At 49.4% G+C, this 25,072-nt stretch carries 20 protein-coding genes; 3 read left to right on the forward strand and 17 right to left on the reverse strand.

Annotated elements, in window-relative coordinates:
- Window positions 1–9: 9 nt before the first annotated feature.
- Together PGN_RS08415 and PGN_RS08420 are read right to left on the reverse strand one after the other, a co-directional pair.
- The gene (locus PGN_RS08415) at window positions 10–2,016 is read right to left on the reverse strand and encodes an alpha amylase C-terminal domain-containing protein (protein ID WP_012458520.1); all 2,007 of its coding nucleotides are present in this window, start codon (window positions 2,014–2,016) and stop codon (window positions 10–12) included.
- Entirely contained in the window at window positions 2,013–4,316 is a 2,304-nt protein-coding gene (locus PGN_RS08420; RefSeq protein WP_012458521.1) for a cation:proton antiporter, read from the reverse strand. Before PGN_RS08420 ends, PGN_RS08415 begins: the two co-directional genes overlap by 4 nt.
- 550 nt (window positions 4,317–4,866) lie before the next feature.
- Between PGN_RS08420 and PGN_RS08425 the strand changes: the two genes are divergently transcribed.
- Genes PGN_RS08425 through PGN_RS08435 form a run of 3 tightly spaced genes read left to right on the forward strand, consistent with a single transcriptional unit; the run spans window position 4,867 to window position 8,616 of the window.
- A complete protein-coding gene (locus tag PGN_RS08425) occupies window positions 4,867–5,082 on the forward strand; it encodes a Spi family protease inhibitor (RefSeq protein ID WP_012458522.1) in 216 nt (71 codons plus the stop codon).
- Complete coding sequence (locus PGN_RS08430) at window positions 5,079–6,563, forward strand: DUF3943 domain-containing protein (RefSeq protein WP_012458523.1); 1,485 nt, start codon at window positions 5,079–5,081, stop codon at window positions 6,561–6,563. Before PGN_RS08425 ends, PGN_RS08430 begins: the two co-directional genes overlap by 4 nt.
- Window positions 6,564–6,579: 16 nt before the next feature.
- Window positions 6,580–8,616 carry a M3 family metallopeptidase gene (locus PGN_RS08435; protein ID WP_012458524.1) on the forward strand — a complete coding sequence of 679 codons (2,037 nt, stop codon included), beginning with the start codon at window positions 6,580–6,582 and terminating at the stop codon, window positions 8,614–8,616.
- 116 nt (window positions 8,617–8,732) lie between these two features.
- Here PGN_RS08435 and PGN_RS08440 read toward each other — a convergent pair whose 3' ends face one another.
- The 15 genes from PGN_RS08440 to PGN_RS08510 form a co-directional block, all read right to left on the reverse strand.
- The gene (locus tag PGN_RS08440; RefSeq protein WP_023847771.1) at window positions 8,733–9,935 is read right to left on the reverse strand and encodes an aminopeptidase C; all 1,203 of its coding nucleotides are present in this window, start codon (window positions 9,933–9,935) and stop codon (window positions 8,733–8,735) included.
- 1,450 nt (window positions 9,936–11,385) lie between these two features.
- Window positions 11,386–11,766 (reverse strand): RidA family protein, encoded by a 381-nt coding sequence (locus tag PGN_RS08445; protein ID WP_012458527.1) that lies wholly within the window; start codon window positions 11,764–11,766, stop codon window positions 11,386–11,388.
- A gap of 25 nt (window positions 11,767–11,791) precedes the next feature.
- Complete coding sequence (rlmB, locus tag PGN_RS08450; protein ID WP_012458528.1) at window positions 11,792–12,541, reverse strand: 23S rRNA (guanosine(2251)-2'-O)-methyltransferase RlmB; 750 nt, start codon at window positions 12,539–12,541, stop codon at window positions 11,792–11,794.
- Window positions 12,538–14,193 (reverse strand): DNA repair protein RecN, encoded by a 1,656-nt coding sequence (recN, locus tag PGN_RS08455; RefSeq protein WP_012458529.1) that lies wholly within the window; start codon window positions 14,191–14,193, stop codon window positions 12,538–12,540. Before recN ends, rlmB begins: the two co-directional genes overlap by 4 nt.
- Before the next feature lie 14 nt (window positions 14,194–14,207).
- Window positions 14,208–15,116 (reverse strand): DUF4835 family protein, encoded by a 909-nt coding sequence (locus PGN_RS08460; RefSeq protein WP_004583515.1) that lies wholly within the window; start codon window positions 15,114–15,116, stop codon window positions 14,208–14,210.
- The gene (gene coaBC, locus PGN_RS08465) at window positions 15,113–16,327 is read right to left on the reverse strand and encodes a bifunctional phosphopantothenoylcysteine decarboxylase/phosphopantothenate--cysteine ligase CoaBC (RefSeq protein WP_012458530.1); all 1,215 of its coding nucleotides are present in this window, start codon (window positions 16,325–16,327) and stop codon (window positions 15,113–15,115) included. The genes PGN_RS08460 and coaBC overlap by 4 nt, the downstream gene beginning before the upstream one ends.
- A 25-nt stretch (window positions 16,328–16,352) precedes the next feature.
- Window positions 16,353–17,132 (reverse strand): 3'-5' exonuclease, encoded by a 780-nt coding sequence (locus tag PGN_RS08470; RefSeq protein ID WP_012458531.1) that lies wholly within the window; start codon window positions 17,130–17,132, stop codon window positions 16,353–16,355.
- A 12-nt stretch (window positions 17,133–17,144) separates the two neighbouring features.
- Complete coding sequence (dnaN, locus tag PGN_RS08475; protein ID WP_012458532.1) at window positions 17,145–18,278, reverse strand: DNA polymerase III subunit beta; 1,134 nt, start codon at window positions 18,276–18,278, stop codon at window positions 17,145–17,147.
- Window positions 18,279–18,483: 205 nt separating this feature from the next.
- Window positions 18,484–19,041: a 5-formyltetrahydrofolate cyclo-ligase gene (locus PGN_RS08480; protein ID WP_039416511.1), complete on the reverse strand. Its 558-nt coding sequence runs from the start codon at window positions 19,039–19,041 to the stop codon at window positions 18,484–18,486.
- Window positions 19,001–20,635 carry a S41 family peptidase gene (locus PGN_RS08485; RefSeq protein ID WP_012458534.1) on the reverse strand — a complete coding sequence of 545 codons (1,635 nt, stop codon included), beginning with the start codon at window positions 20,633–20,635 and terminating at the stop codon, window positions 19,001–19,003. Before PGN_RS08485 ends, PGN_RS08480 begins: the two co-directional genes overlap by 41 nt.
- 7 nt (window positions 20,636–20,642) lie before the next feature.
- Window positions 20,643–21,092 (reverse strand): dCMP deaminase family protein, encoded by a 450-nt coding sequence (locus PGN_RS08490; RefSeq protein ID WP_004583521.1) that lies wholly within the window; start codon window positions 21,090–21,092, stop codon window positions 20,643–20,645.
- Between the two features lie 86 nt (window positions 21,093–21,178).
- Window positions 21,179–21,532 carry a DUF2023 family protein gene (locus tag PGN_RS08495; RefSeq protein WP_004583522.1) on the reverse strand — a complete coding sequence of 118 codons (354 nt, stop codon included), beginning with the start codon at window positions 21,530–21,532 and terminating at the stop codon, window positions 21,179–21,181.
- Between the two features lie 164 nt (window positions 21,533–21,696).
- Window positions 21,697–22,194, reverse strand: a complete 498-nt coding sequence (locus PGN_RS08500) for a flavodoxin (protein WP_005874342.1) — start codon at window positions 22,192–22,194, stop codon at window positions 21,697–21,699.
- A gap of 138 nt (window positions 22,195–22,332) precedes the next feature.
- Window positions 22,333–23,493 (reverse strand): glycerate kinase, encoded by a 1,161-nt coding sequence (locus tag PGN_RS08505; RefSeq protein WP_012458535.1) that lies wholly within the window; start codon window positions 23,491–23,493, stop codon window positions 22,333–22,335.
- Between the two features lie 239 nt (window positions 23,494–23,732).
- Complete coding sequence (locus PGN_RS08510; RefSeq protein ID WP_012458536.1) at window positions 23,733–24,917, reverse strand: ATP-binding protein; 1,185 nt, start codon at window positions 24,915–24,917, stop codon at window positions 23,733–23,735.
- Window positions 24,918–25,072 lie beyond the last annotated feature (155 nt).

A 25,072-nucleotide genomic window follows, 5' to 3' on the forward strand; every position in this document is an offset into this window, starting at 1 on the left:
TGGAAGCTGTCATTCGGTAAACTTCAGGATGAGAGCAGAGCGAGCCGGCAGATAGAGGTTCAAATACTGTTCATGGGTAAACCGATCTTTACTCCCATCCGGAAGAGTAAAATGCTCCACCCATTCGTCCACACGACCGAAACCTTCGTACTTCCGTGCATCGGTACTCATCGCTACCGAATACTTACCGGCCGGAAGAGGGATGGGATAATCCGAATAAGAACGTTCGGGGTGAAAATTGAAAACGAAGAAGAAATTGCCTCGACCGTAACAGATCACCTGCTCTTCTCTCTTGAGCCAGTATTCGCGCAATGGGAGTTTGTGAAAGCTCTCCACCGATCGTATCATGGCTATCATATCCTGATCAAACAAGTGCAGACCTGCATAGCGCAAGAAAGGACTATCGGCCAGACTCCACTGCCTGCGGGCATACTTGTACGACCAGCCATTCCCTTCGCGAGGGAAGTCTATCCACTCGGGATGTCCGAATTCATTGCCCATGAAATTGAGATAACCACCATTCATCGTCGTGGCAGTGAAGAGACGGATCATCTTCAGCAGTGCAATGCCTCTGTCCACGCTATGTACACAACTCTGCTTGTTCATATACCAATACATATCGGCATTGATCAGGCGAAATATGATTGTCTTGTCCCCGACCAAAGCCTGATCATGACTCTCGGCATAGCTGATCGTCTTTTCCTCCTGACGGCGATTGGTCAGTTGATACCAGATGTCGCCGGGATTCCAGTCTTCGTCTCGATGCTCTTTGATGAGCTTGATCCAGAAATCGGGGATATTCATGGCTAAACGGTAGTCAAAGCCATATCCCCCATCTGCCAAGGGAAGAGCTAATCCGGGCATGCCGCTTACCTCTTCGGCTATCGTGATTGCATCGGGGCAAAGTTCGTGAATGAGTTTGTTGGCCAAGATCAGATAGGCAATAGCATCGCCGTCCTGATGGCCGTTGTAATAGCTGTCGTAATTGTCGAACCTATCACCGAGTCCATGACTATAGTATAGCATGGACGTCACACCATCGAAACGGAAGCCGTCGAATCCAAACTCTGTCAGCCAGTATTTGCAGTTGGAAAGGAGGAAGTGCAGTACGTTGTCCTTACCATAGTCGAAGCAATACGAATCCCAAGCCGGATGGAGTCCGCGATTGCCTTCATGGAAGAAAAGGGTATGCGTGCCGTCATACAAGCCCAAGCCTTCGACCTCGTTCTTGACTGCATGCGAATGCACCAGATCCATGATCACGTAGAGGCCGAGAGCGTGGGCTTCATCAATCAGACGCTTGAGATCTTCGGGCGTTCCAAAACGACTGCTCGGAGCAAAGAAACTCGACACATGATAGCCGAACGACGCGTAATAAGGATGCTCCTGTATCGCCATGAGCTGTATGGCATTATAGCCGTCCTTGCAGATACGGGGGAGGATATTCCGTCGAAACTCTTCGTATGTGCTGACCTTCTCCTCCTCGGACGACATCCCGATATGACATTCATAAATTAGCAAAGGCTCGTCCTTACGGTTAGGATGAGGGTGTTTCATTTCATAGGGAGTATCCGGCACCCACACTTGGGCGTAGAAAAGATAAGTTTCAGGATCCTGTTCTACACGGTTGCACCAAGCCGGTATCCTCTCTCCTTCGCCACCGGGCCATTCGAAGAAGAGCCTGTAGCGAGAGCCATGCGGAAGCAGTCGGCATGGAAGTCGCAATTCCCATGAACCCGCTTCATCCACAGGCGCAAACCGAAACTGTGGCAATCTACGCCAGCGCGAAAGTTCGCCGATCAGATATACGGCCGTGGCTTCGGGCGCGAACTCACGAATCACCCACGAATCCCCGTCCTGATGAAGACCGTAATAGAGATGTCCATTGGCGAAGTTGCTCAATCCGCCGGATCTTCCTCCGGTCAAATCCGTCTCTCGTTTGCGAGCATACTTCAGTCTGCTTTCTATTACTGATTCATATGGGCGCAGCCAAGGATCTTGTTCGATTATTCTCATATCATTGTAGCTTTCAATGTCGAAGAGCGGTCATTTCGATGATGGATAATGATGGTAGAGGGCAAGTGCTCGATCACACTCGGACACTCACCGGCAAAACGCAACCAATAGCGGTAGCTGACGAGCATAAAGTGGTAGCTGCTGATATTGATTGTCGATGGCAATCCGGCTTTCAGTCTGTTTTCTCCCATGGATAGAGTCGGCGGTAAACCATCAGTCTCGGGTAGTACATCGAGCACACTGCCATTGTTGCGAGCCAACGAACGAGCATAAGAGAGGAGTTCTTCGTCACCTTCATTCTCCATCAGGAGCAAGACCTTACCCGCATGCTTGAATCCACGATGAATAAAAATACCCACACTGCATTGCGTCTGCTCGATGAAGTAGTGCATCTTGTCTCTCAGCATTTCATGCGCATTCAAGAGAGCTTCCGGAGTGGCTATGGAGATAGGGCCTAACTTTCTCTGCAGTTTTTTGCGGAAATACAGCAATTCCCTGTCACTCTTACGATCGGACAAATTGATCCCTGCACCGACAAGCAAGAAGCTATATCCACCGGCATTGACCGTACGTACTACCTCAGCCTCCGGATGCTCGAACATGTGGTGATGCAGTGTTCTGATGGGGAGTCGTCTGCGATCGCTTTCTTCTCGGATAGGAGCAAAAGCTCTTTCTTCATATACTTCCGAAGAAGTCAGATTCGTGTCGCTCCCGACAGTGATATGAAGAGCCGTAACAGAGGGTTTCTCATCGCCCCGATGCATCAAGAGGTCTGTGGCATGAAGCAAATGTGCACCACTCGAAGCCCTTCCGAACGAAAGCAATACGGCCCCGCTATTCTCTTTCTGAAGTGCTGCATTCTCAAGCTCGGTCTCGCGTTTGAAGAAAAGATCTATGAGTCGGAGCAGGGGAGTCGTCATGAAAGTGGTGATCAGGGTCATCATCACCAGAATTGTGAATATAACCGGGGGGAGGATGCCAAGCTCGCGTCCGATGGCCAGTACGACAAGCTCCATCAGGCCACGCGTATTCATGAACGCCCCTAAGTAAAGCGATGCTTTCTTCCTCTCTCCACAGAACCTTGCAGCCACATACGTACCGCCGAATTTGCCGATAATGGCAATCAAGGTGAAAGCACCTGTCAGTAGCCACAGGGAGGCACTGTCCAGCAACCCCAACTTCGTTTGCAAACCGGAACTGACAAAAAACAGGGGGAGAAAAAGGGTGAGAGAAACGTCTTCTACCTTCTCTGTCAAAATCTTGCGGAATTGGACATTCTCGGGCATTACCAATCCGAGCATGAAAGCTCCGAAAAGGGCATGCATACTCAATAGTTCCGTAGCGTAGGCACTTGCCAATAGCAAAACGAAAATAAAGCCGATCATCGTCTTGCTCACGACCTCCTGATTGTCATAAAGTCGTCCGATCACCTTGAAGAAAGGTCGCACAAGTCCGAATATAACCAAGAGGTACAGGATGAGGAAGAGAAAGTTGTATATGGCACTGAGAAAGCTGCCACTCTGCGTAATGGCCATTACTCCGGCGAGCATCAACCATGCAGAAATATCCCCTGCTGCAGCTGTACTGATAGAAAGCATCCCGAGATGGCTTTTCCCTAATTGACGCTCTTGTATGATTCTGGCCAATACGGGAAAAGCCGTGATGCTCATCGAGATACCGATAAAGAGGCCATAGGGGAGAAAAGTCGTGGTATCGGCTGCATAATCCTTATATGTCATATAGCTGATCAGCAAGCCTAAGAGAAAGGGGATAAAGATACCTGCATGACTGATGATCATCGACTGGCTGAAGCGAGGCTTAATGTCATTGATATTCAGCTCCATGCCAATGACAAACATAAACAGGATGAGGCCGAACTGACTGAGCAGCTCCAGATTGGCCAAAGCGGACAAGGGGAAAAGGACTTCATAAGCCTCCGGCCAAACCGCTCCCAAGAGAGATGGGCCGAGGAGTATTCCCGCCACGATTTCACCGATTACAGTGGGCTGGCCGATTTTCCCGAAAAACCACGCCACGAGCCTCGCCACCGTAAGAATAACGATGATCTGCAACAACAAGACACCGATAGTGTCCGTGAAATGGTGATGTACCGATTCGCTGAAAGAATCGAAAGCACCGACCAATCCACCTCGCCCTCGAAGGGACATCGCTTTGTCGACTACATTGGTTTCCAACTCTTTCCCGATAGTGGCGAAAAGCCAAAGTCCGATCAAAAAGAGAAGAAGCATACCGACATAGAATATCGTTAGCTTGTGTGCAGCCGTCCCCGATTGTTTCATGTAGCAGATCTGAATATTATCACAGGCTAAAGGTACTAAAAACCCAATAGTGTCCTAAATGTTTTTTGGGGGGGCGTTGTTGTGTAAACCCAAGGGGAAATACCGACCGACAGTTGTAACCCCTGCATAGGACTAACCGGATATGTGTGTAAACTTATATGAATCCCGCACATCCCAACTGTCAACTTTTTTCAGTACACAGTAGCGCGTTTTTATCGCACCACGAAGGTCGCGAGATTTCCGCATATGCAGAAATATATTTTCGTATATACTCCGATAAATTTTCGTATATACGGAAATAAATTTCCTTATATACGCAAATATATTTCTTTATATGCACAATAAAGAGTGGCTTGGAATATTGCTCCGAAACACTATAGAAGAATGAGTCCCGAGCAATTCAACAGTCAACTTTTTTCAGTACACAACAGTGATTGGGGGAATCGACATCGGGGAAAAGTTTTTCACTCTCTTTTGTCCTTTCATTCGTATTTCCAACCGAAAGTTGCACCGAAAACTGAGATAGATTTGTTTATCTTCGTCTATTCTTATGAAACGAAAATATACAAGACAGCTCTTTCCCGACAGAGAGACTCTCACTCTTTCCCGATCAGCACTTCCTCCGGCCATCCCTGCATCCGCTTTTGACATAGGCGATCGGGAAGGGTTTGTCCTCGTATCCTCCGGAACAAATGTTCCTACGCAGATACTCGGTTACAGCCGAGAAGAGCGGTTCGACTACGAGCCGGCACCAGAACAAAGATGAAAAGAAGGTTTCTATCGCTGTTACTGCTGTACATACTCTCTTCCATCAGCCTTTCTGCTCAGCGGTTTCCGATGGTGCAGGGAATCGAGTTGGACACCGATTCGCTTTTCTCTCTGCCCAAGCGTCCTTGGCGCGCCATCGGTAAAACGATAGGCGTCAATCTGGCCGTATGGGGCTTCGATCATTTCATCATGAACGAGGACTTTGCAGACATCAGTTGGCAGACTATCAAGAGCAATTTCCAAACAGGCTTTGGCTGGGACAATGACAAGTTTGTCACCAACCTCTTCGCACATCCTTATCACGGATCGCTCTATTTCAATGCAGCGAGGGCGAACGGTTTGAGCTTCAGGCACTCTGCTCCGTTTGCCTTCTTTGGCAGTCTCATGTGGGAGCTGCTTATGGAAAACGAGCCACCGAGTATCAACGACCTCTGTGCCACCACCATAGGCGGTATAGCTTTGGGGGAGATGGGGCACAGGCTGTCGGACCTGCTCATCGACAATCGTACCACAGGGTGGGAACGTACGGGGCGCGAGGTGGCTATCGCTCTGATCAATCCGATGCGCTTTCTCAACCGTCTGACAGCAGGAGAGGTGACTTCTGTCGCGAGTCGCAGCGGACAGATATTTCAGTCTGTCCCCATAAACATAGTCGTCGATGCCGGCTTTCGCTTTTTGGCAGACAAGCGGCATGCCCGAACCGGTGCCACGGCTCTGACCCTGAATCTGAGATTCGACTACGGCGATCCATTCCGAAGCGAAACTTTCTCTCCATACGATTTCTTCCAATTCAAAGCCGGATTGAGTTTCTCCGAATCGCAACCTCTGCTGAGCCAGATCAATCTGATCGGAATCCTAAGCGGATGCCAACTGCTCGCACACGAACGAACGGTTTTGGTGGGAGGTCTCTTTCAGCACTTCGACTACTACAATTCGGAAAAACGAATAAGCAAAAATTCGGAGGAGGTACTCGTCACCCCATACCGTATCTCGCAAGTGGCAGCTCTGGGAGGCGGTCTTATCTTCCAGCACCACGGAAAATTTCGACGACGTCCTCTGGAGCTATATGCCGAGACCTACCTGAATGTCGTCCCAATGGGAGCCAGTCTGTCGGATCACTACAACGTGGACAATCGGGACTATAACCTCGGCAGCGGATTGAGCGGCAAGCTATACCTTGGCGCTACGTACAATGATCTGTGGAGCTGGCTCTTGGGAGTCGAAAGCTATCGGCTCTACACATGGATCGGATATGAAGAGCCGCACCAGAAAAATACCGATGTCAGCTCTTTTATGGTGCAGGGGGACGAAAGCAAGGCACGCCTACTGGTGACGAGTTCCGAGTTCGCATTTCATCCTGGCCCCTGGCATGTAGCCATCGTCGCTCGCCGTTTCATCCGCAAAACAGCCTATCAATTCTACCCTAACGTATCATTCGATACCGGCGACATACAGCTGCGTGTCGGATTTCACTTCTAATTCCCCAACCCTAATAATGAATCCCCTCTTACAACCCTTTGATACGCCTTTCGGCAGTTACCCTTTCGACAAAATTTCGATAGCAGACTTCAAGGAAGCATTTGCCCATGCCTTAGCGGAAAAACGGGCAGAAGCAGATACCATCATCAACAGTACCGAACCGCCGACTTTTGCCAATACGATTTTGGCATTAGAGCTTTGCGGTGAAAAGCTGGAGCTTGTCTGTGGAGCTTTCTTTAATCTCCTGCACGCCGACAGCAACGACGAACTGATGAATCTCTCCCAGGAGATAATGCCCGAACTGACCCGTCTCAGTACGGATATAGCCCTGAGCGAACCCTTGTTCGTGCGCATCCGAACCGTATGGGAGAGCGATGAGAAAGAAAAGCTCTCGGATGAAGAAAAACGCCTTCTGTATAATTGCTATCGGGGCTTTGTCGATAGCGGAGCACTACTCCCCACAGAGAAAAAAGACCGGCTGCGTACCCTGTCCGAAGAGATGAGTATGGCCTCATTGACATTCGGACAGAATGTGCTCAAGGACGAGAAACGCTACAAACTCCACCTCAGCGATCCGGCGGCTGTGGTCGGGATGCCCGAGACGGCTCTTGCTCTTGCTTCGGAGAAAGCCCGGCGAGAGGGCTATACGGAGGGTTGGCTTTTCGACCTTTCTGCTCCGAGCTACTTTGCTTTTATGAAGCATTGTCCCGATGGGAACCTGCGCCGGCAGATGTATGAAGCGAAAATGTGTGTCGGCTTCGTAGACAATGAGTATAACAACGAAGCTCTGATCCGTAGAATGGTAAACGGCCGTCTCGAGGAGGCACAACTCCTGGGTTACGATACCTTCGCCCACTTTGCTCTTCATGACAGGATGGCCAAGAACCCCAAGGCTGTCCAAGAACTACTGGACAAACTACTGGATGCATACAAGCCCAAAGCGACAGATGAATTGGAGATGATCCGCAAATGGGCTGCCGACAAGACATCCGAAGTCGATAACTTCACGATACAACCATGGGATTGGGCATACTTCTCGGAACAGTACAAACAGGCCCACTACGATCTGGACGATGAGATGATGCGCCCGTACTTCGAATTAGGGCGCGTCACACGTGGTATCTTCGGCTTGGCCAACCGGCTGTACGGACTTCATTTCTCCGAACGGACGGATGTGCCGGTCTATCATCCGGATGTAAAGGTGTACGAAGTATCGGACGAAGACGGCTCTTATATCGGTCTGCTCTACACGGATTTCTTTCCACGCGAAGGCAAGCAAAACGGAGCATGGATGAACAACCTCCGAGACCAGTCCGAACATCAGCACCCGCACATCATCATCGTGATGAACTTCACCCCTCCTTCGGCGGACAAACCCTCGCTCCTGACAGCAGGTGAGGTGGAGACTTTCCTGCACGAATTCGGTCATGCCCTGCACGGCATGCTGTCCAAATGCCGCTTCAGCTCCTTGTCCGGCACCTCGGTAGCCCGTGACTTCGTGGAACTTCCCAGCCAAATAATGGAAAACTGGCTGACGGAGAAGGAGTTCCTCGACACCTTTGCCCACCATTATATAACGGACGAACCTATGCCTACCGAATTGGTGGAAAAACTCCTCTCGGCACGAAATTACCTCGCAGCAAGCGGTGCATGCCGTCAGCTCAGCTTCGGCTATCTCGACATGGCATGGCATGGATTGTCTGCTCCGGTGGATGACAAATTAGACATCAAGGCTTTTGAAGAGGCTGCTTGGTCGAAAGCCCTTATCCTACCTCCTTCGCCCCCGAATGCCGTGATGAGCACGGCCTTCGGTCATATATTCTCGGGAGGCTATGCAGCCGGATACTATGGTTACAAATGGGCGGAAGTGCTGGATGCCGATGCTTTCGCAGCTTTCAAGGAAGTGGGTATTTTCGATCGCAAGGTAGCCGGTCGTTTCCGCCGTGAGATATTGGAGAGAGGCGATACGGCCGATGCCATGGAGCTGTATGTAGCTTTCCGTGGACATGAGCCGGACATTGCTCCCCTGCTGAAGCGTACCGGCTTGGTTTAGCCTCATTTATGCGGTCTCAATACCACGTAAAACGTAAGCCCGAAAGCGTGTCGCTTTCGGGCTTACTGTTTTTATCCTGTTTTGGAAACCTGTGTCTGAAATACAGGGGATATGATTTACTGGCGAATGCCGAGCTTCTTGGCGATGGCTGCAGGGATGGCCTTCTTGTGTACGATGATATTCATTGTCCTACCGGCTACGAAGTTGTAAGAAGCATACCAGATACCCTTGTACTTACCGGTTTCGCCCCATGAGTTTTTCACCATGAAGAACTTGCGTCCATTCTGATTCTTGGCGATACCGTAGATAACCATACCGTGGTCATCGGTGAGGCTATACTCATCGTAACCTTTCTGACGGAACTCTTGAGTGGGGTTGATTTCAGGACAATCGGCACTATTAACCGTACGAATGATCTCTGCCTGCTTCTCGGCACGGCTCAATCCTACCCAACGATCCTGATCCGACCCTTTGGCTTCGATACCTTCTACGTCGGCCAATACGCCGATACCATCACGCGTAAAGCCCACTTCGCTTACGTCCGAACCCCATGCGATGGAATAGCCGTTGTTGATGGCATATTCCATAGTCTCCATCAGCTCGTTGATGGGCATATTATAGGAGAGAGAGCCGCGCCAGTTGTCTTCGATTTCGAGGGCAAACTGTGTGTAAAAAGGATGATGCGTATAAGAAGTCAGCGACACATAGTCATCGACATTAAGACCGAGATACTGAGCAAAGCTCTTCGGCGTGTAGGTCTTACCTTCATAAGTGAAAGTTTCAGGACATGTGCCGAGGTAGCTGTCGATGATCCCATCATAGGCTTTTTTCCATGCAGGAGTGAGCTTGCCATTAGGATTCGTCACGATAGCCTTGAGGTAGGCCAGAGCACCGTCTGCCAATTCACTGTGAGCATTCTTCTTCGTGCCATAGTTCAAGCCCTGCATGACAGACTGTGGAACGACGCCGTAGTGCTTCACCACATAGAGAACATCGTAGAAGGAACCGCCCTGTCCGAAGTTCAGCTTCCCATGCATACGTACATACTTCTCGCCTTTGTCCTTGTATGATTGAGCTACGGAGTGCATTTCGGCCAAGTCCACTTCGGGCTTTCCCATACGGAGGATTTCGCTTTCGAGGAATCCTAATGCAGAGTATGACCAGCATGTACCTGAGTTGGCCTGATCTTTCACCGGCGTAATGGGCACTTCTTTAATAGTAGTGAACTGATTCTCTACAACGTCTGCACTCTTCTGTTGAGCTTGTACGACGAAACCGCTGCAAACAACTACCGCAGCGAGCAAAAGCGTTTTCTTCATTCTATGTTTTTGATTTTTAATAGTGAGTGATTTTCTCATATGGTCGCAAATATAAGAATATCTACCCATTCGAGTCCCAAATATCGTCCATCCGGCAGGGCGATCGCATTTGAAGTGTTAACACACATATAGGCCTGATGATGCTCCGTCCGGAATAAGCCCGAATTAATGTGTTAGAGATCCCAATTGTAGAAGGAAGAGACCAAGGATACGGAGTACAACCTTTCAAATACAATAGCCCTCTGTCGAAGAGGCCGGCCTCTTCGGGGAATTTTCTGTAGTGTGTGTTGCTTTCACTATTGGAGCCCTTTGCAAAAAGAGAAGGCTATCAAGAAGTATCTTTTCGGTATCGTTTTCACCCGTAGAGCGTGTCGCACAAGTCATAGAGGAGCTGAGGTATTCATATCTATAACGACACAGAAAAACAGTCGATTGACAATGAAATCTCCCGGAAAATGCCGTGTGACAATCTCATCTATCGGTTTAACAGCTCACACGGAACCTCCCACTCCCCGAACCTGCCATCCGACACAGAGCAGATAGCATCTTCCATCAATAGACCATAGTATCTTCTCATAGGAGACCATAGTATCCTCTCATGCGAGACCATAGTATCCTCTCATAGGAGACCATAGTATCCTCTCATGTGAGACCATAGTATCCTCTCATAGGAGACCATAGTATCCTCTCATAGGAGACCATAGTATCCTCTCATGCGAGACCATAGTATCCTCTCGTATGAGCATATCGACTTGGCTCGAAAATACATTCCGGGCTTTCCTATATCGATTCGCTGACATGACGTCTCTGAATGAGACCTCTTCTCGTCGGATGATTTTCCTTGTCGTGCCATCGTTTTGTGTCATTGATCATACCATAAACACACGCCAGTTCGATCTAAGCGAACATACCATAAAAATAACAAGTAGCTGTAAATCATACTCTTTTGTGATTCTCCGGCTGCATAATGATCGGGAAGAAGGGGCGGCTTCTAAGTCATTGGGCTTCAGATGTAGATAAAAAGCCATCTGAAAGCAATATAAGTACCTGAAAAACACTGTGTGGAAAATAAAACACACTAATAACCAATGTGTTGTGCCATTCCTTTATATCGAACTCACGTTAAACACACAAAACAATCGGCCGACACACAATAAAATGAATGGATAAAATGCCTGCTTATTGTGCAAAGGCCTCAAGAGGATACACTTTTTGCGTTGTGGAGCCGAGACAATGAAGAGACTTTCCGATAGAGACTGAATACATGACTGACGGCTCATTCAACGACTATAAAACTTATAGAACGCTGTTTGAATGCATCAGCCCCGGGGCATCCGAATAAGCGGAAGCACCCTTATACTGTGATGCTTTGGCATAAAGAAAGAGGCTATGGCGAAGGAGAATTTCCTTTCGTCACAGCCTCTCGCCATGCAGAGGGGGAGATCTAAGATCAGTCTTTGATCGCTATGATCTCTATTTCCACCAATCCATTCTTGGGCAGGGTCTTAACGGCAACAGCAGAACGAGCCGGAAAGTCGCCGGTGAATTGTTTCTCATAAACGGCATTCATCGCTGCAAAATCACTCATATCGGCCAAAAAACAAGTGGTCTTTACCACATTGGCGATTGTGAGTCCTGCTTCTTCGAGGATAGCTCGAATGTTCTTGAATACTTGTTCGGTCTGCTCTGTTACTCCGCCGGGTACAAAGTTCCCTGTGGCAGGATCAAGGCCTAATTGTCCGGAAGTATAGAGCATATTACCCATCAGGATAGCCTGGCTGTATGGTCCGATTGCGACCGGTGCATTCTTCGTGTTGATTACCTTTTTCATTACGTACTGTTTTTTATTTGGATTATTAATTTGATGATTGCAGTCTTTGCTGTCGCACTACTTCGTAAATAACAATGCCGGCCGCAACGGAGACGTTCAATGAGCCTATAGCCCCCATCTGCGGAATAGCTACTATGCCATCGGCCATCCTAAGCGTATCAGGTGATGGCCCGACATCCTCCGCCCCCATGACTATACCCAAAGGCAGCTTCATGGGTACATCGGTATATAGATCTGCAGCCTTCTCTGAAGCAGCGACTATGCGTATACCGTATTCTTGCAGGCTGCGGATGGCTCCGGGAATGGAAGTCACGCGACAAACCGGAATACGATGCAAAGCTCCGGCAGAGGTCTTGATAGCATCTCCTCCTACCGAAATGCTTCCTCTTTCGGGAATGATGATGGCATCTACCCCTGCACACTCCGCCGTACGAGCAATAGCCCCGAAGTTCCGCACATCGGTGATACCATCGAGTAGCAAGAGGAAGGGTGCCTTACCCTCCTCATAGAGCATCGGTATGAGTTGATCCAAACGGGTATATTCGATAGCCGAAAGAATGGCCACCACCCCTTGGTGATTCTTGGAGGTAAGCCTGTCCAGCTTCTCTATCGGCACATGCATCACCGGTACGCACCGCTCTACGGCCTCTCGAATGATTGCTTCGGTCTGCTCAGTCTTGAGACCACGCCGAATAAAGATCTTGTCGATCTCTTTGCCTGCTTCGAAAGCCTCCGATATGGAGTGCAGGCCGAATATCATTTTGTCATTCTTCATCTTGCTAAAAGCTCTTTGGCTGCGGCCAAGGCCACATCCGTCAGGTTGTTTCCGCTTTGCATACGGGCTATCTCTCGTATTCGCTCTTCGGGAGTCAATTCACGAATGAAGGTGCGTGCCCGTTCGCCTGTTTCATCTTTATAGACAAAGTAGTGCCGCTCCCCTCGAGCTGCTATTTGGGGCAGATGCGTGATGGCGAGCACTTGCATACCTTGTCCCATATGAGCCATTATCTCTCCCATGCGGTCAGCCACTTCACCCGATACGCCGGTATCTATCTCATCGAAAACGATGGCCGGCAAAGAACGCTTGTCCGCAATGAGAGCTTTCAGACACAACATCAGGCGAGCAATCTCTCCTCCTGAGGCAATCTCCGATACCGGCTCCGGCTCCATCTGCTTATTCGCCGAAAACAAAAAAACGACCTTGTCTGCTCCGTGAGGGCCGTATTCTGTCGAGCGAATATCAACGACAAAACGGACATGAGGCATATTGAGCTTGCGTAAGGATTCGCACAAAGAGGTTTCCAGAGCGGAGGCTGCCCGAATGCGTTCTTCGGTCAGCAACGATGCTTGGGCCTCAATCTCTTTATAAAAGGCCAAGACTTCTTGCTCAAGTCGGCTTATCTCTTCTTCATCGGTGTTGATCCTTGAGAGGCGTTCGGCCAGATCGTCTCGTATGGCAATGAGAGCATCGCTGCTATCGGCATTGTAACGATGCAGGAGCGAGAGAATTTCGTCCAGCCGATCTGTCACAGCGTTCAATCTTTCCGGCTCGTAGGAGACATCGTCCGAACGCCGCCCCAAATCCGATGCAATATCAGCCAACTCTATTCGAACATCGCGTACTCGCTGCCGAAAAGAAGCCGAGTCGGGATAATAGCTCTCTATGGTGGCCAAAGCATCCTCTACTTTGTTCAGACCCGACAGTAGTCCTCTCTCATCGTCGGAGAGAAGGCTATAGGAATGCCCCAGCTCTCTTTTAATATCCAAGGCATGCGTCAGCATAGCCTGTTCTTCTTGCAAACGAGCTTCTTCTCCCGATTCGAGACCGGCCTTATCCAACTGCTCAAAACGAAACTGCCAATAGTCATACTCCGACGCTGTCGCAGCGGCTGCCTTACGAAGGTCTTCCAACTTTTGTTTTCTTTCGGCATACACCCGGTAAGCTTTGCTGTAGTGGGCATATAAGTCGGGTTTTCCGCTATATGCATCCAGCACATTGAGCTGAAACAAACTGTCGCCGAGCAGGAGATTTTTGTGCTGAGAATGGATGTCGATCAGGAAGTCGGCCAGCTCGCGAAGAGCCGTCAATGGAGCAGGCGTATCATTTACGAAAGCGCGACTTTTGCCTTTGGAGGATATTTCGCGACGGATAGTGCATTCGTCCGGATCGAAATCCAAGTCGTAGCGATCCAATACGGCTTTCATCTCCGGAACGAATCCGGTAAAACGCCCCTCTACTATGCAGCGATCTGTACCGGGTGCAATAGCTGAAGTATCGGCACGCCCCCCGACAAGCAGTCCCAAAGCACCTAATAGAATACTTTTTCCTGCACCGGTTTCCCCTGTGATCACAGAAAAATGAGGGGCAAAATCAATATCAAGCCGGTCGATCAGAACGTAGTTGGCAATATGCAAAGAGGCTAACATCCCGAAAAAGAGGATTATTTTTTGAGCGGATTCAGCTTGTTTCCTTCAGTTGGAAATACCTTATTCAGTACTTTATACGCATCCTGCTTTTCCGAAGCATTGGCTTTCGACAATATATTCACGATCTCATCCAGCTTGACAGCCGCAAAGATGGAAAGCAGTGGCGACATGGGACGTACCTTGTAAACAGCTTCCAGCTGAGGCAACAGCTCTAATACCGTAGTGCGCCCACGATTGGGATTGCCGACCATTTCATCCAATGCTCGTCGGTGATAATCATACCAAAACCGGCGCAAAGTCTCCAATTCGGCATCATTCATAGCCTCGGCAAGGGCATAGCGATTCTTGGTACTCTCAAAAGCTTTCCAGCCGCTCCAGTCTTGTTTGGCCTGTGCTCTGGCTACGATCTGACGCATCATAGAACGGGCCGAATTGCCTCCCAAAGGGCTGAAGCTATCAAAATCCATCGCCAATATAAAGTAGGCATAGAATACGACGGAGGCAACCAGATTACTTTGCAGATCCGTCTCATTATATTCGATGGGATCGAACTGGTTGTATTCGAAGTTCAGTTCCTGATCTCGCCAAATAAGCTGAGGAGAAAAATAGGAGGAATTGTAAATAGGGCGACGAGAAGTAACAAAGAGTTCGGCCTTGTATTGACTTTCGTCTTTCACTTCGGTAAGGTTGATGGAAAAGGTGCAGTCGATACGCTCTGCAAAACTGAATGTGGCCGTTGTCCATCGAGTCAGGTTGAGGAGATCTGAGAGCTGACGCTCCAATGTCTTGAATGTCTCCGCATTGGCATTACTGCCGAGACGTTCGCTATTGATAGTTACCTTGGCATTCAACTCCTGACTTACAGCAGAGGCCGTATAGAAAAACAGGCAGATCCACAGGCCCCACCACAATCTCCTTCTCATACCAATCCGATTATATAGTCCACAATATCTTCGGCCACCTCGACCTTGCTTTTGAGCGGATAGTCCGACGGTCGGCCTTCACTGTCGAATATGGTGATCTTATTCGTACCTACTCCAAATCCGGCTCCCGCATCGGAAAGCGAATTCAGTACTATCGCATCCAAGTGCTTGGCTTTCATCTTGCGCATAGCCTCTTGCTCCCCACTGTCCGTCTCCAAGGCAAAACCCACCAACCGCTGTCCTGCACGTTTGAGTGCTCCGAGCGTAGCCGCTATATCCGGATTAGCAGTCAAGCGAAGATCGAAGTCGCCCTTGGTCTCTCGTTTCATCTTTTTCTCTGCCTGCTCTGCCGGACGATAGTCAGCCACGGCTGCGGACAAGACGGTTATGTCGGCCTTTTCAAAAGGTTTCCGACAGGCTTCGAGCATCTCTACGGCACTTTCCACATCGATACGGTCTATCCCTTCGACAGTTGTCTGCATAGTGGTAGGGCCGGTGACAAGCGTAACCGAAGCCCCCAATTCGGCCAAACGTTCTGCTATGCAGAAGCCCATCTTTCCAGAAGAGTAGTTGCCGAGAAAACGTACAGGATCGAGTTTCTCGTATGTAGGGCCGGCTGTAACCAATGCTCTCTTCCCAAGGAGGGGCTTACAATTGTTCTCCTTGAAAAAAGCCTCCAATATCTCCACAATGCACTCCGGCTCTTCCATCCGCCCCTTTCCTACCAAATGACTGGCCAATTCGCCTTCACCCGGCTCTATGATATGATTGCCATAAGAGCGTAGTATCTCCATATTGTGCTGCGTACTCGGATGTCGGAACATGTCCAAATCCATAGCCGGAGCCACGAATACGGGAGCCTTGGCGGAAAGGTAAGTGGTTACCAACATATTGTCGGCTATGCCATGTGCCATCTTGCCTATCGTAGAGGCTGTGGCCGGAGCTATCAGCATAGCATCCGCCCAGAGACTGAGATCCACATGGCTGTTCCATGTACCATCCCGTCCGGAGAAAAATTCGCTGATGACAGGCTTGGAAGTCAGAGCCGAGAGGGTGATGGGAGTAATGAACTCCTTGCCGGCAGGAGTAATGACTATTTGCACTTCAGCCTCCTTTTTGATGAGCAGGCGGGTCAAAACGGCAGCCTTGTAGGCTGCGATACTCCCCGTGACACCGAGGACGATGTGCTTACCGGCCAAAGATGATTTCATCTGCACGAAGTTCTCTTGTACTTGTTTATTTGGTCTCCGGATTGTTCAGAGACATACGCAGGCGAGTAAATTCTTGCTTTGTATTCAGCGTAAAATCCGCATCCATGATCCAGCCGTAATAACCGGAATCTGTACGCAATACATCCAGAGCTTTACGACCACGATACTTGCCGAAATTGATGATAACGTTGTCGTTGTCGTCATAAACCAATCGACCGGCAAAGTCCACGTTGCGAGACTGGCGGGAGAAGTCGGCCAAGAAAGCCATGTCATTCTCCAATGTCCCCTCATAACGATCCAATTGGGCCTTGAACACATCGTATGTAGCACGCGTATCGGCTTCAGCTGAATGCGCATTTTCCAAAGTTCTATTACAATAGAAACGAGTAGCTGCCTCCAATGTGCGAGGTTCCATCTTATGAAAAATCGTCTGAACGTCTATGAGTTTTCTGTGGCGGAGGTCAATATCCACTCCGGCACGGAGGAACTCCTCCACCAGCATCGGCACATCGAATCGTGTCGAATTGAAGCCTGCCAAATCACACCCTTCTATCCATTGCGCCAGACTTTTGGCCACTGAACGGAATGGCGGACAGTCCTTCACATCCTCATCCGTAATACCGTGAATGGCTGTCGATTCGGGAGGAATAGAGCGTTCGGGATTGATACGCCTTGTTTTGCACTCTTCGCTTCCATCGGGCATGACTTTCAGTATGGAGATTTCGACGATTCTGTCCCGTACCAAATCCACACCCGTCGTTTCGAGGTCGAAGAAGATCAGCGGGTTTTTCAGATTCAATTTCATTCGAATTCGTTTTTATTCGCCGATTAACTTCATCGGCAAAAGCAAATTGCACAAGCTTATTCCCGGTGCATTCTCTGCCGGCAGTATGAGACCGGCACGAGTCTGATCAGCCAAAGTCATTATCACTTCTTCCGATGGCATTCCTTGCAGAATTGTCTGAAAGACATCCGACTTGAATCCGATGCGCATGTTGATGTCGGCCGGACATTCTGCCGGCACATGTTCTTCAGCAGCCACAGAGAAATCTATATCATTAGCCGATAAGCGGATGCCTGCAGGAGTAAACTCCATGCGCAGCATACTCGTAGCCGGATTGGAGAAGATAGATACGCGCTTGGCTCCGGATAGGAGTTGAGCACGATCCACTTTCACCGAGAAAGGATTGCTGGTAGGTATTACACTATTATAATTCGGATAACGACCTTCCAGCAACCGTGCTCTGAGCGTATAATTGCCAAGTTCTATATGGAGATAGTTGCTGTCATACGTGAGTGTCACATCGCCTTCCAATCGGGGCAGAACATTGCGCAGCAGAAGACAGGCTTTCCGAGGCAGGCAGAAGGCACTACGCCGACGGCTCTGCACATTAGCATCCTCCTGCTTCACCAAGATCTGTCCATCCGAGCCTACGAAAACAAGCTTGTCCTCGAAGAAATCCAGATAGACCCCTGTCATGATCGGCCGGCGTTCGTCCTGACTGGTAGCAAAGAGCGTAGCCGAAAGGCCACTGAGCAAGGCTTCCGCCGGAATGACAGAAACGATTGCTTCGGGAGACAAAGAAGCTGCCACCGGATAGGTCGAAGCATCCTGTACCACAAAACTGTAATGCCCGTTGCTGTATGCTATCTCAGCGGCTTTGGTTTCCATATTTATCTCAAAAGAGATCGGCTGATCGGGCAATTCTTTCAGTGGTTCAAGTAAGATCCTCTCGGGAACGGCAAAAGAACCGTTTTCGCCCCCTACGTTGTTCACGGTAAGTTCCGTACTCATCCGATTGGCCATATCGGCAGCGGTAAGACGTAATTGATCTCCCTCAAGCTCGAAAAGTACAGACTCCAAAATTGGAAGTGTACTGCGTGAAGCTATGACGCGGGCAATCAATTGCAAGTGTTGCAACAGGACGTTGCTGGCTACTTCAAACTTCATTGTGTATATATTTATTGGTTTCTTACAAAAGTAGGGCTTTTCATACAACCGACAAGCTACCACCGGAAGACTATACCAAGACAGACCACAACAGGATTTGGCTCCACCCCGAACAACCGGCGGAGGAATCCCCCGAGAGAACTCTTTCACCGATACATTCGCCCTTTCGGGCTACATACGAAGGCAACAGAAAAGGAAAAAACGGTCAGCAGAAGAGTGTTTCGCTTTCGGTGATGACTCCATCCATCGGGCGATCCCAAGGATCGGTAGGCAATTCCTCCAAAAGACGGTAGGAGAACGTGACACCTATAAGCCGAGCTTGAGTCGCCGGCAGGAAACGATCGTAATAGCCTTTGCCTCGCCCCATGCGACTGCCTTTGCGATCGAAAGCTACACCGGGTACCAGCAGCAGATCCAACGAAGAGGGAAGAATGGCTGTAGCGGCATCGGCTGTAGGCTCGGCTATGCCATAAGCCCCTTCGGCTTCAAGATCAGCCTCGCCGGTATAGGCATAGAAAGCGATGTCGTCCCCTTCTACTCTGGGGATAAAAAGCTGTTTGGTTTGAACATACTCCCGTAATAAGCCGGCCAAATCCGGCTCGTCCGGCAAAGCATGATAAAGTCCTATACGTTTGGCATCAGCAAATATGTCGAGCCGGCGAATCCGCTCTATGATGGACTGCGACCATCTCTCACGGTTTTCTGCCACAAGCAACTCCCGATTACGCTGCCGGATCTGTGCTCTGAGTTCCTTTTTGGTCATAAATCAATGGAAAAGTTTTGCCCTCTTTGATGAGAGAAATGGCTTGGAGGATAAAAGGATCATCATGCAGCAGCAATTGATAATACCCCTGCAAATCGAAGAAATTCATCGCAATGTATGCATTGATATATTTTTTTATGCGGTTGCGAGCTTCGTTGATTAAAGAAGTACGCATCGGGATACCGTAACGCTGGGCAAAAGAAGCAAAGTCGAAAATCAGATAAGTACGATCCAGATAAGCTCCCAACTCCTCGACTGTCTTAAAACGACTCAAGGAAACCCTGTTCGCATCGCTGTACAGGAAAGCATAGCGAGGGATCAAATCCGAATCCTCCACTTTCATCATATAGGAATTAAGACCGGCTGTATCCAGTGGGATAAAAATATCCGGTATGATGCCACCGCCACCATAGACTTCGCGGCCACCGGCTGTCTTGAATATCTTTCCTCCCAGTGAAGGTATGCTGTCGGCCGAGTATAGCTCTCCGTGATTGAAGCGATTCCTCAGATCCTGATAGTAATTTTCATCTACGCCGGAAGAATACGGCTTCTGAATGGAGCGTCCCGATGGCGTATAATAGCGTGCTACGGTCAGGCGGATGGCAGAACCATCTGCCAAATCGAACGGCAGTTGCACCAGTCCCTTGCCGAACGTCCGGCGACCGATGATTTGAGCGCGGTCATGGTCTTGCATGGCACCGGTAAATACCTCGCTGCTGCTTGCCGAGAACTCATCCACCAGCACTACCAGAGGAATTTGCTGCAAGATACCTTTGCCATCGGACGAAATCTCCTCACGCGGATACGCTTTGCCTTCGATCTGAAGAATGGGGAGATTCTTACCCAAAAATTCATTGGCCATGGCAATAGCCGGCTCCAGCAAACCGCCCCGATTTTCTCGCAGATCGAGGATAAGGCTCGTAGCCCCTTTTTTGCGCAAACGTCCCAAGGCTTCTATGAACTCCGCATGTGTGGTACCAGTCCAAGAATCGATTCGCACGTAGGCTATGGAGGGTTCTATCAGGTAGGAAGCATTGAGCGAGGGCAGAGGGACATCGTCTCGTACCACCCGATGCACCGATTCCTTTCCATTGCGCCGTATCAGGATATTCACCACCGACCCCTTTTCTCCACGAAGCACATCGTCGATAGTGTTCATATCGACACCCTTGCCGTACAGTTTCTGCGATCCGGCCTGAAGCAAACGGTCGCCGGCTCGGATACCTGCACGATCGGACGGGCCTCCCGGTACGATCTGTGTAACCACGATAGTATCCAGCAGTGTATTGAAAGAAACGCCGATACCACAGAATCCGCCGCTAAGCGTGGCAGCTTCCTCGGCGTTGTCGGCCTTGCTAAGGAATACGGAGTGAGGGTCGAGCTGCTCCAGCAGATAGGGAATCATATTGTGTTGCAACTTCCGCACATCTACCGAATCGACATAGTTTCTGTCGATCAGATTCAACACTTCGTTCAGATCGCTCGGATTCTTGTGAGTGAAATAGAAATGTGAGGCAAGAGCACCAACGGCGCTGAAGATGGCAGCGATAAGGATGTATGAGAGGGTGCTGCCGGAACCGGATGAACGTTTCATAAAAAACTTATTCCTGAATATCGGAAATGTCTATAAAGTCGACGACAATGCCCGCTCGCTCCAGCAAGCGACAACCTTCGTCCAGACGATATTTCTCGGAATAAACCACCCGTTTTATTTTGCTCTGGATGATGAGCTTGGCACACTCGATACAGGGAGCTGCCGTGATATAGATAGTAGCACCGGAGCTGTTGTTCGTGCTGCCGGCCACTTTGGTGATAGCATTGGCTTCGGCATGCAAGACATAGGGCTTGGTGACGTTGTTCTCGTCTTCGCAGATATTCTCAAAACCGGCCGGTGTACCATTGTACCCATCGGAAATGATCATCTGCTCTTTGACGATAAGAGCACCCACTTTGCGCCGTTCGCAGTAGGAATTCTCCGCCCAAATGCGCGCCATGCGCAGATAGCGTTTGTCCAATTCCAACTGCTTGTCCTTGACTTCATTTGTCGTCATAGCCATTGTCTATCTATCGAGAAAACGGATTGGCTTAATAACCGACAACAAAAGTAAGGCAAATAGTTGAAAGTCAACGCTGTTTCCTAAGAGTTCGATTTGCGGCGACAATAGCGTTCGCACTGTCTGCAAATATCGTATCCGAGCATAGCCCCGATGATGAAATCTTCCTCCGGAGTCAGGCTGTTCAGAGAGCGTCCACTCACGAAAAGACGGATAGCCTCCATACACTCCTTGCAGCCGAAAAAGAGATTGGTACGCTCCGTATTCGGAGTAGGCTGGGCGAAATAGGGGATCTGCCGGCTTCGCAGCCGTTCTTCCGCATATGGGATGTCGTCGTTAGCCAGTGTGGCGAGTACCATGCTTCGCACACCTTTTTCAAACTCGTATATATGGTGCATGAATACGCGCAGATCGCTATTGAGTGTTTGCGTGTCCATCGTCAGGAGTCGAATAAATAACGGAAAGAAGGGGAAGAGGAAAAGAGTGGTAACGAGAGAGCCGAAGGCCGAGAAGAGGAGTAAGCTTTGATGACAAATACGCTTTTATTTCGCGCTAAGCAGTTTCCCTCTGATCTCGATCTCCGGCTCTTAGAGAACATTAATTACAAGCCCATGGCAGCGATCCAACGCTCCATACGAGCTTCGGTCTGGTCGGATTCGTTAGCGTCATCCACGCACAAGCCGATGAGTTGGCCATTTTCTTCGGCAGTCGTCTCGTCGTAGCTATAGCCTTCAGCAGGATAAGCACCGATGAAAGTACAGCCCGTATTAGCTAATTCGGCTTTGATCGTACCGAGAGCTGCACAGAAAGTATCGCTATAAGAAGAAGCATCGCCACAGCCGAAGAGACCTACCTTCTTGCCGCTCAGGTTTTCGCCTTTCAGTTTCGGCAGGAATGATTCCCAGTCGTCCTGCAAGTCGCCCAATCCCCATGTGGAAGAGCCGAGAAGCAGTACATCGTATTTCGCTGCAGCGGCAGCGTCGGCATTTGCCACGTCCATTACATTAGCGGAGTCAACGCCTAATGCAGAAGCAATTTTTTGAGCCAGATCGCTCGTCGTTCCGGTAGAAGAACCGTAGAAGATTCCGATTGATTTCATGTTTTTGAATAGTTTATATTGGTTTGACCTACGCAAAAGTAGAGGAGATCAACGACTTGTAATATCACCACAAATAGCTAAAAAGAATAGGCCCATACCTATATATAGGGGGATTCCCATCGAAAAAAAGCAGCCCGACTAAGGCCGTGCGGAGGCGAAAGCATAGAGACGGCATACCTGCTCGGCCGTGCGCCGGAGGTTGTCCCGTGCATAAGCCGGATTCATTGCCTCTCTAAGGCTGACGGGAGAAGGAGTAATCGGAAAGAGGCCGAGGAAACCGGCGCGGTTAAGGGCCACAGCATCCTCGATACTGCCGGCCAGCAATACCACGGGTATCTCCTGCTTCATGGCCTCAGCCAACACACCGGCCGGCACTTTGCCCATCAGGGTCTGCCGGTCGGCTTTGCCCTCACCGGTCAGAATCAAATCGGCTTCCCGTATCTTTTCGGAGAAATGCAAAGCGTCCAATAGCAGCTCGATGCCGGGCTTCAGCACCGCTCCGAGGAAAGCCAACAGCCCTCCTCCCATACCGCCTGCAGCTCCAGCTCCCGGGATATGGACTATATCCTGCCCCGTATGCCGGTGTATAACGGCAGCCAAATGCTGCATCGAATCATCCAATCGGGCCACCATCTCCTCATCTGCTCCCTTCTGAGGAGCAAAGGCAAAAGCGGCACCTTCGGGGCCGCAGAAAGGATTGCGCACATCGCAGGCCACCGTAAAAAGCGAATCGGCCAAAGCCGGATGTACCGAAGAGCCATCGATGCGATAGACCTCCGACAGCAAACCGCCGCATAGGGCCGCGTCCTCCCCTATATCTCTCCCATCCCGATCGTAAAAGCGAAAGCCCAATGCCTGTAGCATCCCCAGTCCGGCATCGTTGGTGGCGCTGCCACCGATCCCGACGATAAACTTACGACAACCTCGATCCAGAGCATCTTTGATCAGCTCTCCCGTTCCGAACGTGGTAGTCTGCATAGGATTGCGCCGGTCTTCCGGCACGAGAGGCAGTCCGCTGATGCTCGCCATTTCGATGAAAGCCATCTGTCCGTCAGCGGATATACCATAAGAAGCCTCGCGCATTTCCATTAGAGGGGAGTGTGCACGAACGGCTATGCGCTGCCCATCTGTGGCAGCTATCAGTACATCCTGCATCCCCTCTCCCCCATCAGCTACGGGCAGTACCATTACTTCTGCAATCGGACAGGCTGCCCGTACGCCCTCAGCAGCTGCTTCTCCTGCCTCGACAGAGGAGAGACAACCCTTGAAGGAGTCTATGGCTATCACGATCTTCTTCATTCCGCATTTAGTTTACAACAAAATCCGGAAGCACTGCAAAGCATCCAAACAAAAATTCCAAAACCCAAGAGAAAAAACGATAGACAAACTAACTCGAATGGCTCTTAGGTTTTTGCTCTCATTCTGTAAACCTGTATCCGGAAAAGACAAATTTCGGTATCAGGTGGAGATTGCTATCGGAAAGGACTCTTTAAGTGCATCAATTTTTTATTGTGCTGTTCGCAAAAAAACAGCGACACTCAGAATAACTTTTGTATATCCATCGAAAGGAAGTCTTCGGCTCTGACACCTCCATCTCCGAGAATAAAAGCCGATTGGGGCTTGAAGGAATGGGAAAATTTGTCCAGCCCGTCTGTCCTTTTCTCTGCATTGCTTTTCACCTCAATGGCAACAACAGAACCTTTCTTGCGCAGGACGAAATCGACTTCATCGTCTCGTTCGCGCCAATAAAATACCTCGAAACGATGAACAAAAGCCTGACTGACGAGGTAGGCTCCAATGCCTGATTCGAAGATTCGCCCCCAGGACTTGCGATCAAGCATCGCTTGTTCAAAGGTAAAAGGGCTATACACCATCTTCAATGCATTGTTATAGACCTGCAGTTTGGGAATACTTGCCTTCCTCCTTGCCATATCATAACCAAACTTCTGAAGTCCACAAAGCAATCCGCTTTCATCCAACAGATTGATATATCCGGCCAAGGTCACCGTATTACCGGCATCTTGGAGTGAGCCTAACATCTTGTTCAAAGAAAGTAATTCTCCCGAATAGGCAGCCCCCAATTCGAAAGTCCGGCGAAGCAAAGCCGGTTTACCTATCGGTGTACCCATCAGAATGTCCTTATTGATAGTTGCTTCGATAATGGCAGCTTGAATATATTGGCTGAAACGGTCGTCATCATCGGTCAGGGAAGCGGCACCGGGATATCCCCCATAAAACAGATATTGGTTGAGCGAGAAACCGAAGCAGTCTTTCATCTCCTGATAGCTCCAATGGCTCATGCGTATTTCTTCGAATCGACCGGCCAGCGACTCTGACAACCCCTTTTCCAACAACACACGACTACTGCCCAACAGCAACACCTTGATATTACGGTCATGGAACGTATCATCGTCCCACTCTTTTTTCACGACTTCACTCCAATTAGCAATCTTTTGTATCTCGTCGATCACAAGAATAATGCTCTCCCACTCCTTGGCCTCCTTCAGGCTACGGACAGCAGCCCAACAATCGGAAATCCAAGCACCGTTCACAGTCGGAACATTATCGGCTGAGAAGAACTGATAGGGTGCATCCAAGTCCTTCAGCACCTGCTTGACAACCGTTGATTTTCCGATTTGACGAGCCCCCATTACGACTTGAATGAATCTCCTCCGATCTTTAAGACGATCTGTAATCACATGATACTCTGCTCTTTTATACATATCCGCACATTTTACTCAGTAGAGTGAGTATTTTTACTCAGTGCAAATATAATAAAGACATTTGATTCATAATCAATCTCTTACAAGTCAATAAAGGCAATGTGATTATCCCGTAAAGGATGAGATTATCATGTATTTTCCAATAGTAAATGCAA

It is taken from the genome of Porphyromonas gingivalis ATCC 33277 (genome assembly GCF_000010505.1).
GTDB classification, from domain to species: Bacteria; Bacteroidota; Bacteroidia; order Bacteroidales; family Porphyromonadaceae; genus Porphyromonas; species Porphyromonas gingivalis.

Excerpts from the sequence above, each read along its gene's own strand:
- PGN_RS08415 (WP_012458520.1), bottom strand. The coding sequence starts at position 2,016 with ATGAGAATAATCGAACAAGATCCTTGGCTGCGCCCATATGAATCAGTA.
- PGN_RS08420 (WP_012458521.1), bottom strand. The coding sequence starts at position 4,316 with ATGAAACAATCGGGGACGGCTGCACACAAGCTAACGATATTCTATGTC.
- PGN_RS08425 (WP_012458522.1), top strand. The coding sequence starts at position 4,867 with ATGAAACGAAAATATACAAGACAGCTCTTTCCCGACAGAGAGACTCTC.
- PGN_RS08430 (WP_012458523.1), top strand. The coding sequence starts at position 5,079 with ATGAAAAGAAGGTTTCTATCGCTGTTACTGCTGTACATACTCTCTTCC.
- PGN_RS08435 (WP_012458524.1), top strand. The coding sequence starts at position 6,580 with ATGAATCCCCTCTTACAACCCTTTGATACGCCTTTCGGCAGTTACCCT.
- PGN_RS08440 (WP_023847771.1), bottom strand. The coding sequence starts at position 9,935 with ATGAAGAAAACGCTTTTGCTCGCTGCGGTAGTTGTTTGCAGCGGTTTC.
- PGN_RS08445 (WP_012458527.1), bottom strand. The coding sequence starts at position 11,766 with ATGAAAAAGGTAATCAACACGAAGAATGCACCGGTCGCAATCGGACCA.
- rlmB (WP_012458528.1), bottom strand. The coding sequence starts at position 12,541 with ATGAAGAATGACAAAATGATATTCGGCCTGCACTCCATATCGGAGGCT.
- recN (WP_012458529.1), bottom strand. The coding sequence starts at position 14,193 with ATGTTAGCCTCTTTGCATATTGCCAACTACGTTCTGATCGACCGGCTT.
- PGN_RS08460 (WP_004583515.1), bottom strand. The coding sequence starts at position 15,116 with ATGAGAAGGAGATTGTGGTGGGGCCTGTGGATCTGCCTGTTTTTCTAT.
- coaBC (WP_012458530.1), bottom strand. The coding sequence starts at position 16,327 with ATGAAATCATCTTTGGCCGGTAAGCACATCGTCCTCGGTGTCACGGGG.
- PGN_RS08470 (WP_012458531.1), bottom strand. The coding sequence starts at position 17,132 with ATGAAATTGAATCTGAAAAACCCGCTGATCTTCTTCGACCTCGAAACG.
- dnaN (WP_012458532.1), bottom strand. The coding sequence starts at position 18,278 with ATGAAGTTTGAAGTAGCCAGCAACGTCCTGTTGCAACACTTGCAATTG.
- PGN_RS08480 (WP_039416511.1), bottom strand. The coding sequence starts at position 19,041 with ATGACCAAAAAGGAACTCAGAGCACAGATCCGGCAGCGTAATCGGGAG.
- PGN_RS08485 (WP_012458534.1), bottom strand. The coding sequence starts at position 20,635 with ATGAAACGTTCATCCGGTTCCGGCAGCACCCTCTCATACATCCTTATC.
- PGN_RS08490 (WP_004583521.1), bottom strand. The coding sequence starts at position 21,092 with ATGACGACAAATGAAGTCAAGGACAAGCAGTTGGAATTGGACAAACGC.
- PGN_RS08495 (WP_004583522.1), bottom strand. The coding sequence starts at position 21,532 with ATGGACACGCAAACACTCAATAGCGATCTGCGCGTATTCATGCACCAT.
- PGN_RS08500 (WP_005874342.1), bottom strand. The coding sequence starts at position 22,194 with ATGAAATCAATCGGAATCTTCTACGGTTCTTCTACCGGAACGACGAGC.
- PGN_RS08505 (WP_012458535.1), bottom strand. The coding sequence starts at position 23,493 with ATGAAGAAGATCGTGATAGCCATAGACTCCTTCAAGGGTTGTCTCTCC.
- PGN_RS08510 (WP_012458536.1), bottom strand. The coding sequence starts at position 24,917 with ATGTATAAAAGAGCAGAGTATCATGTGATTACAGATCGTCTTAAAGAT.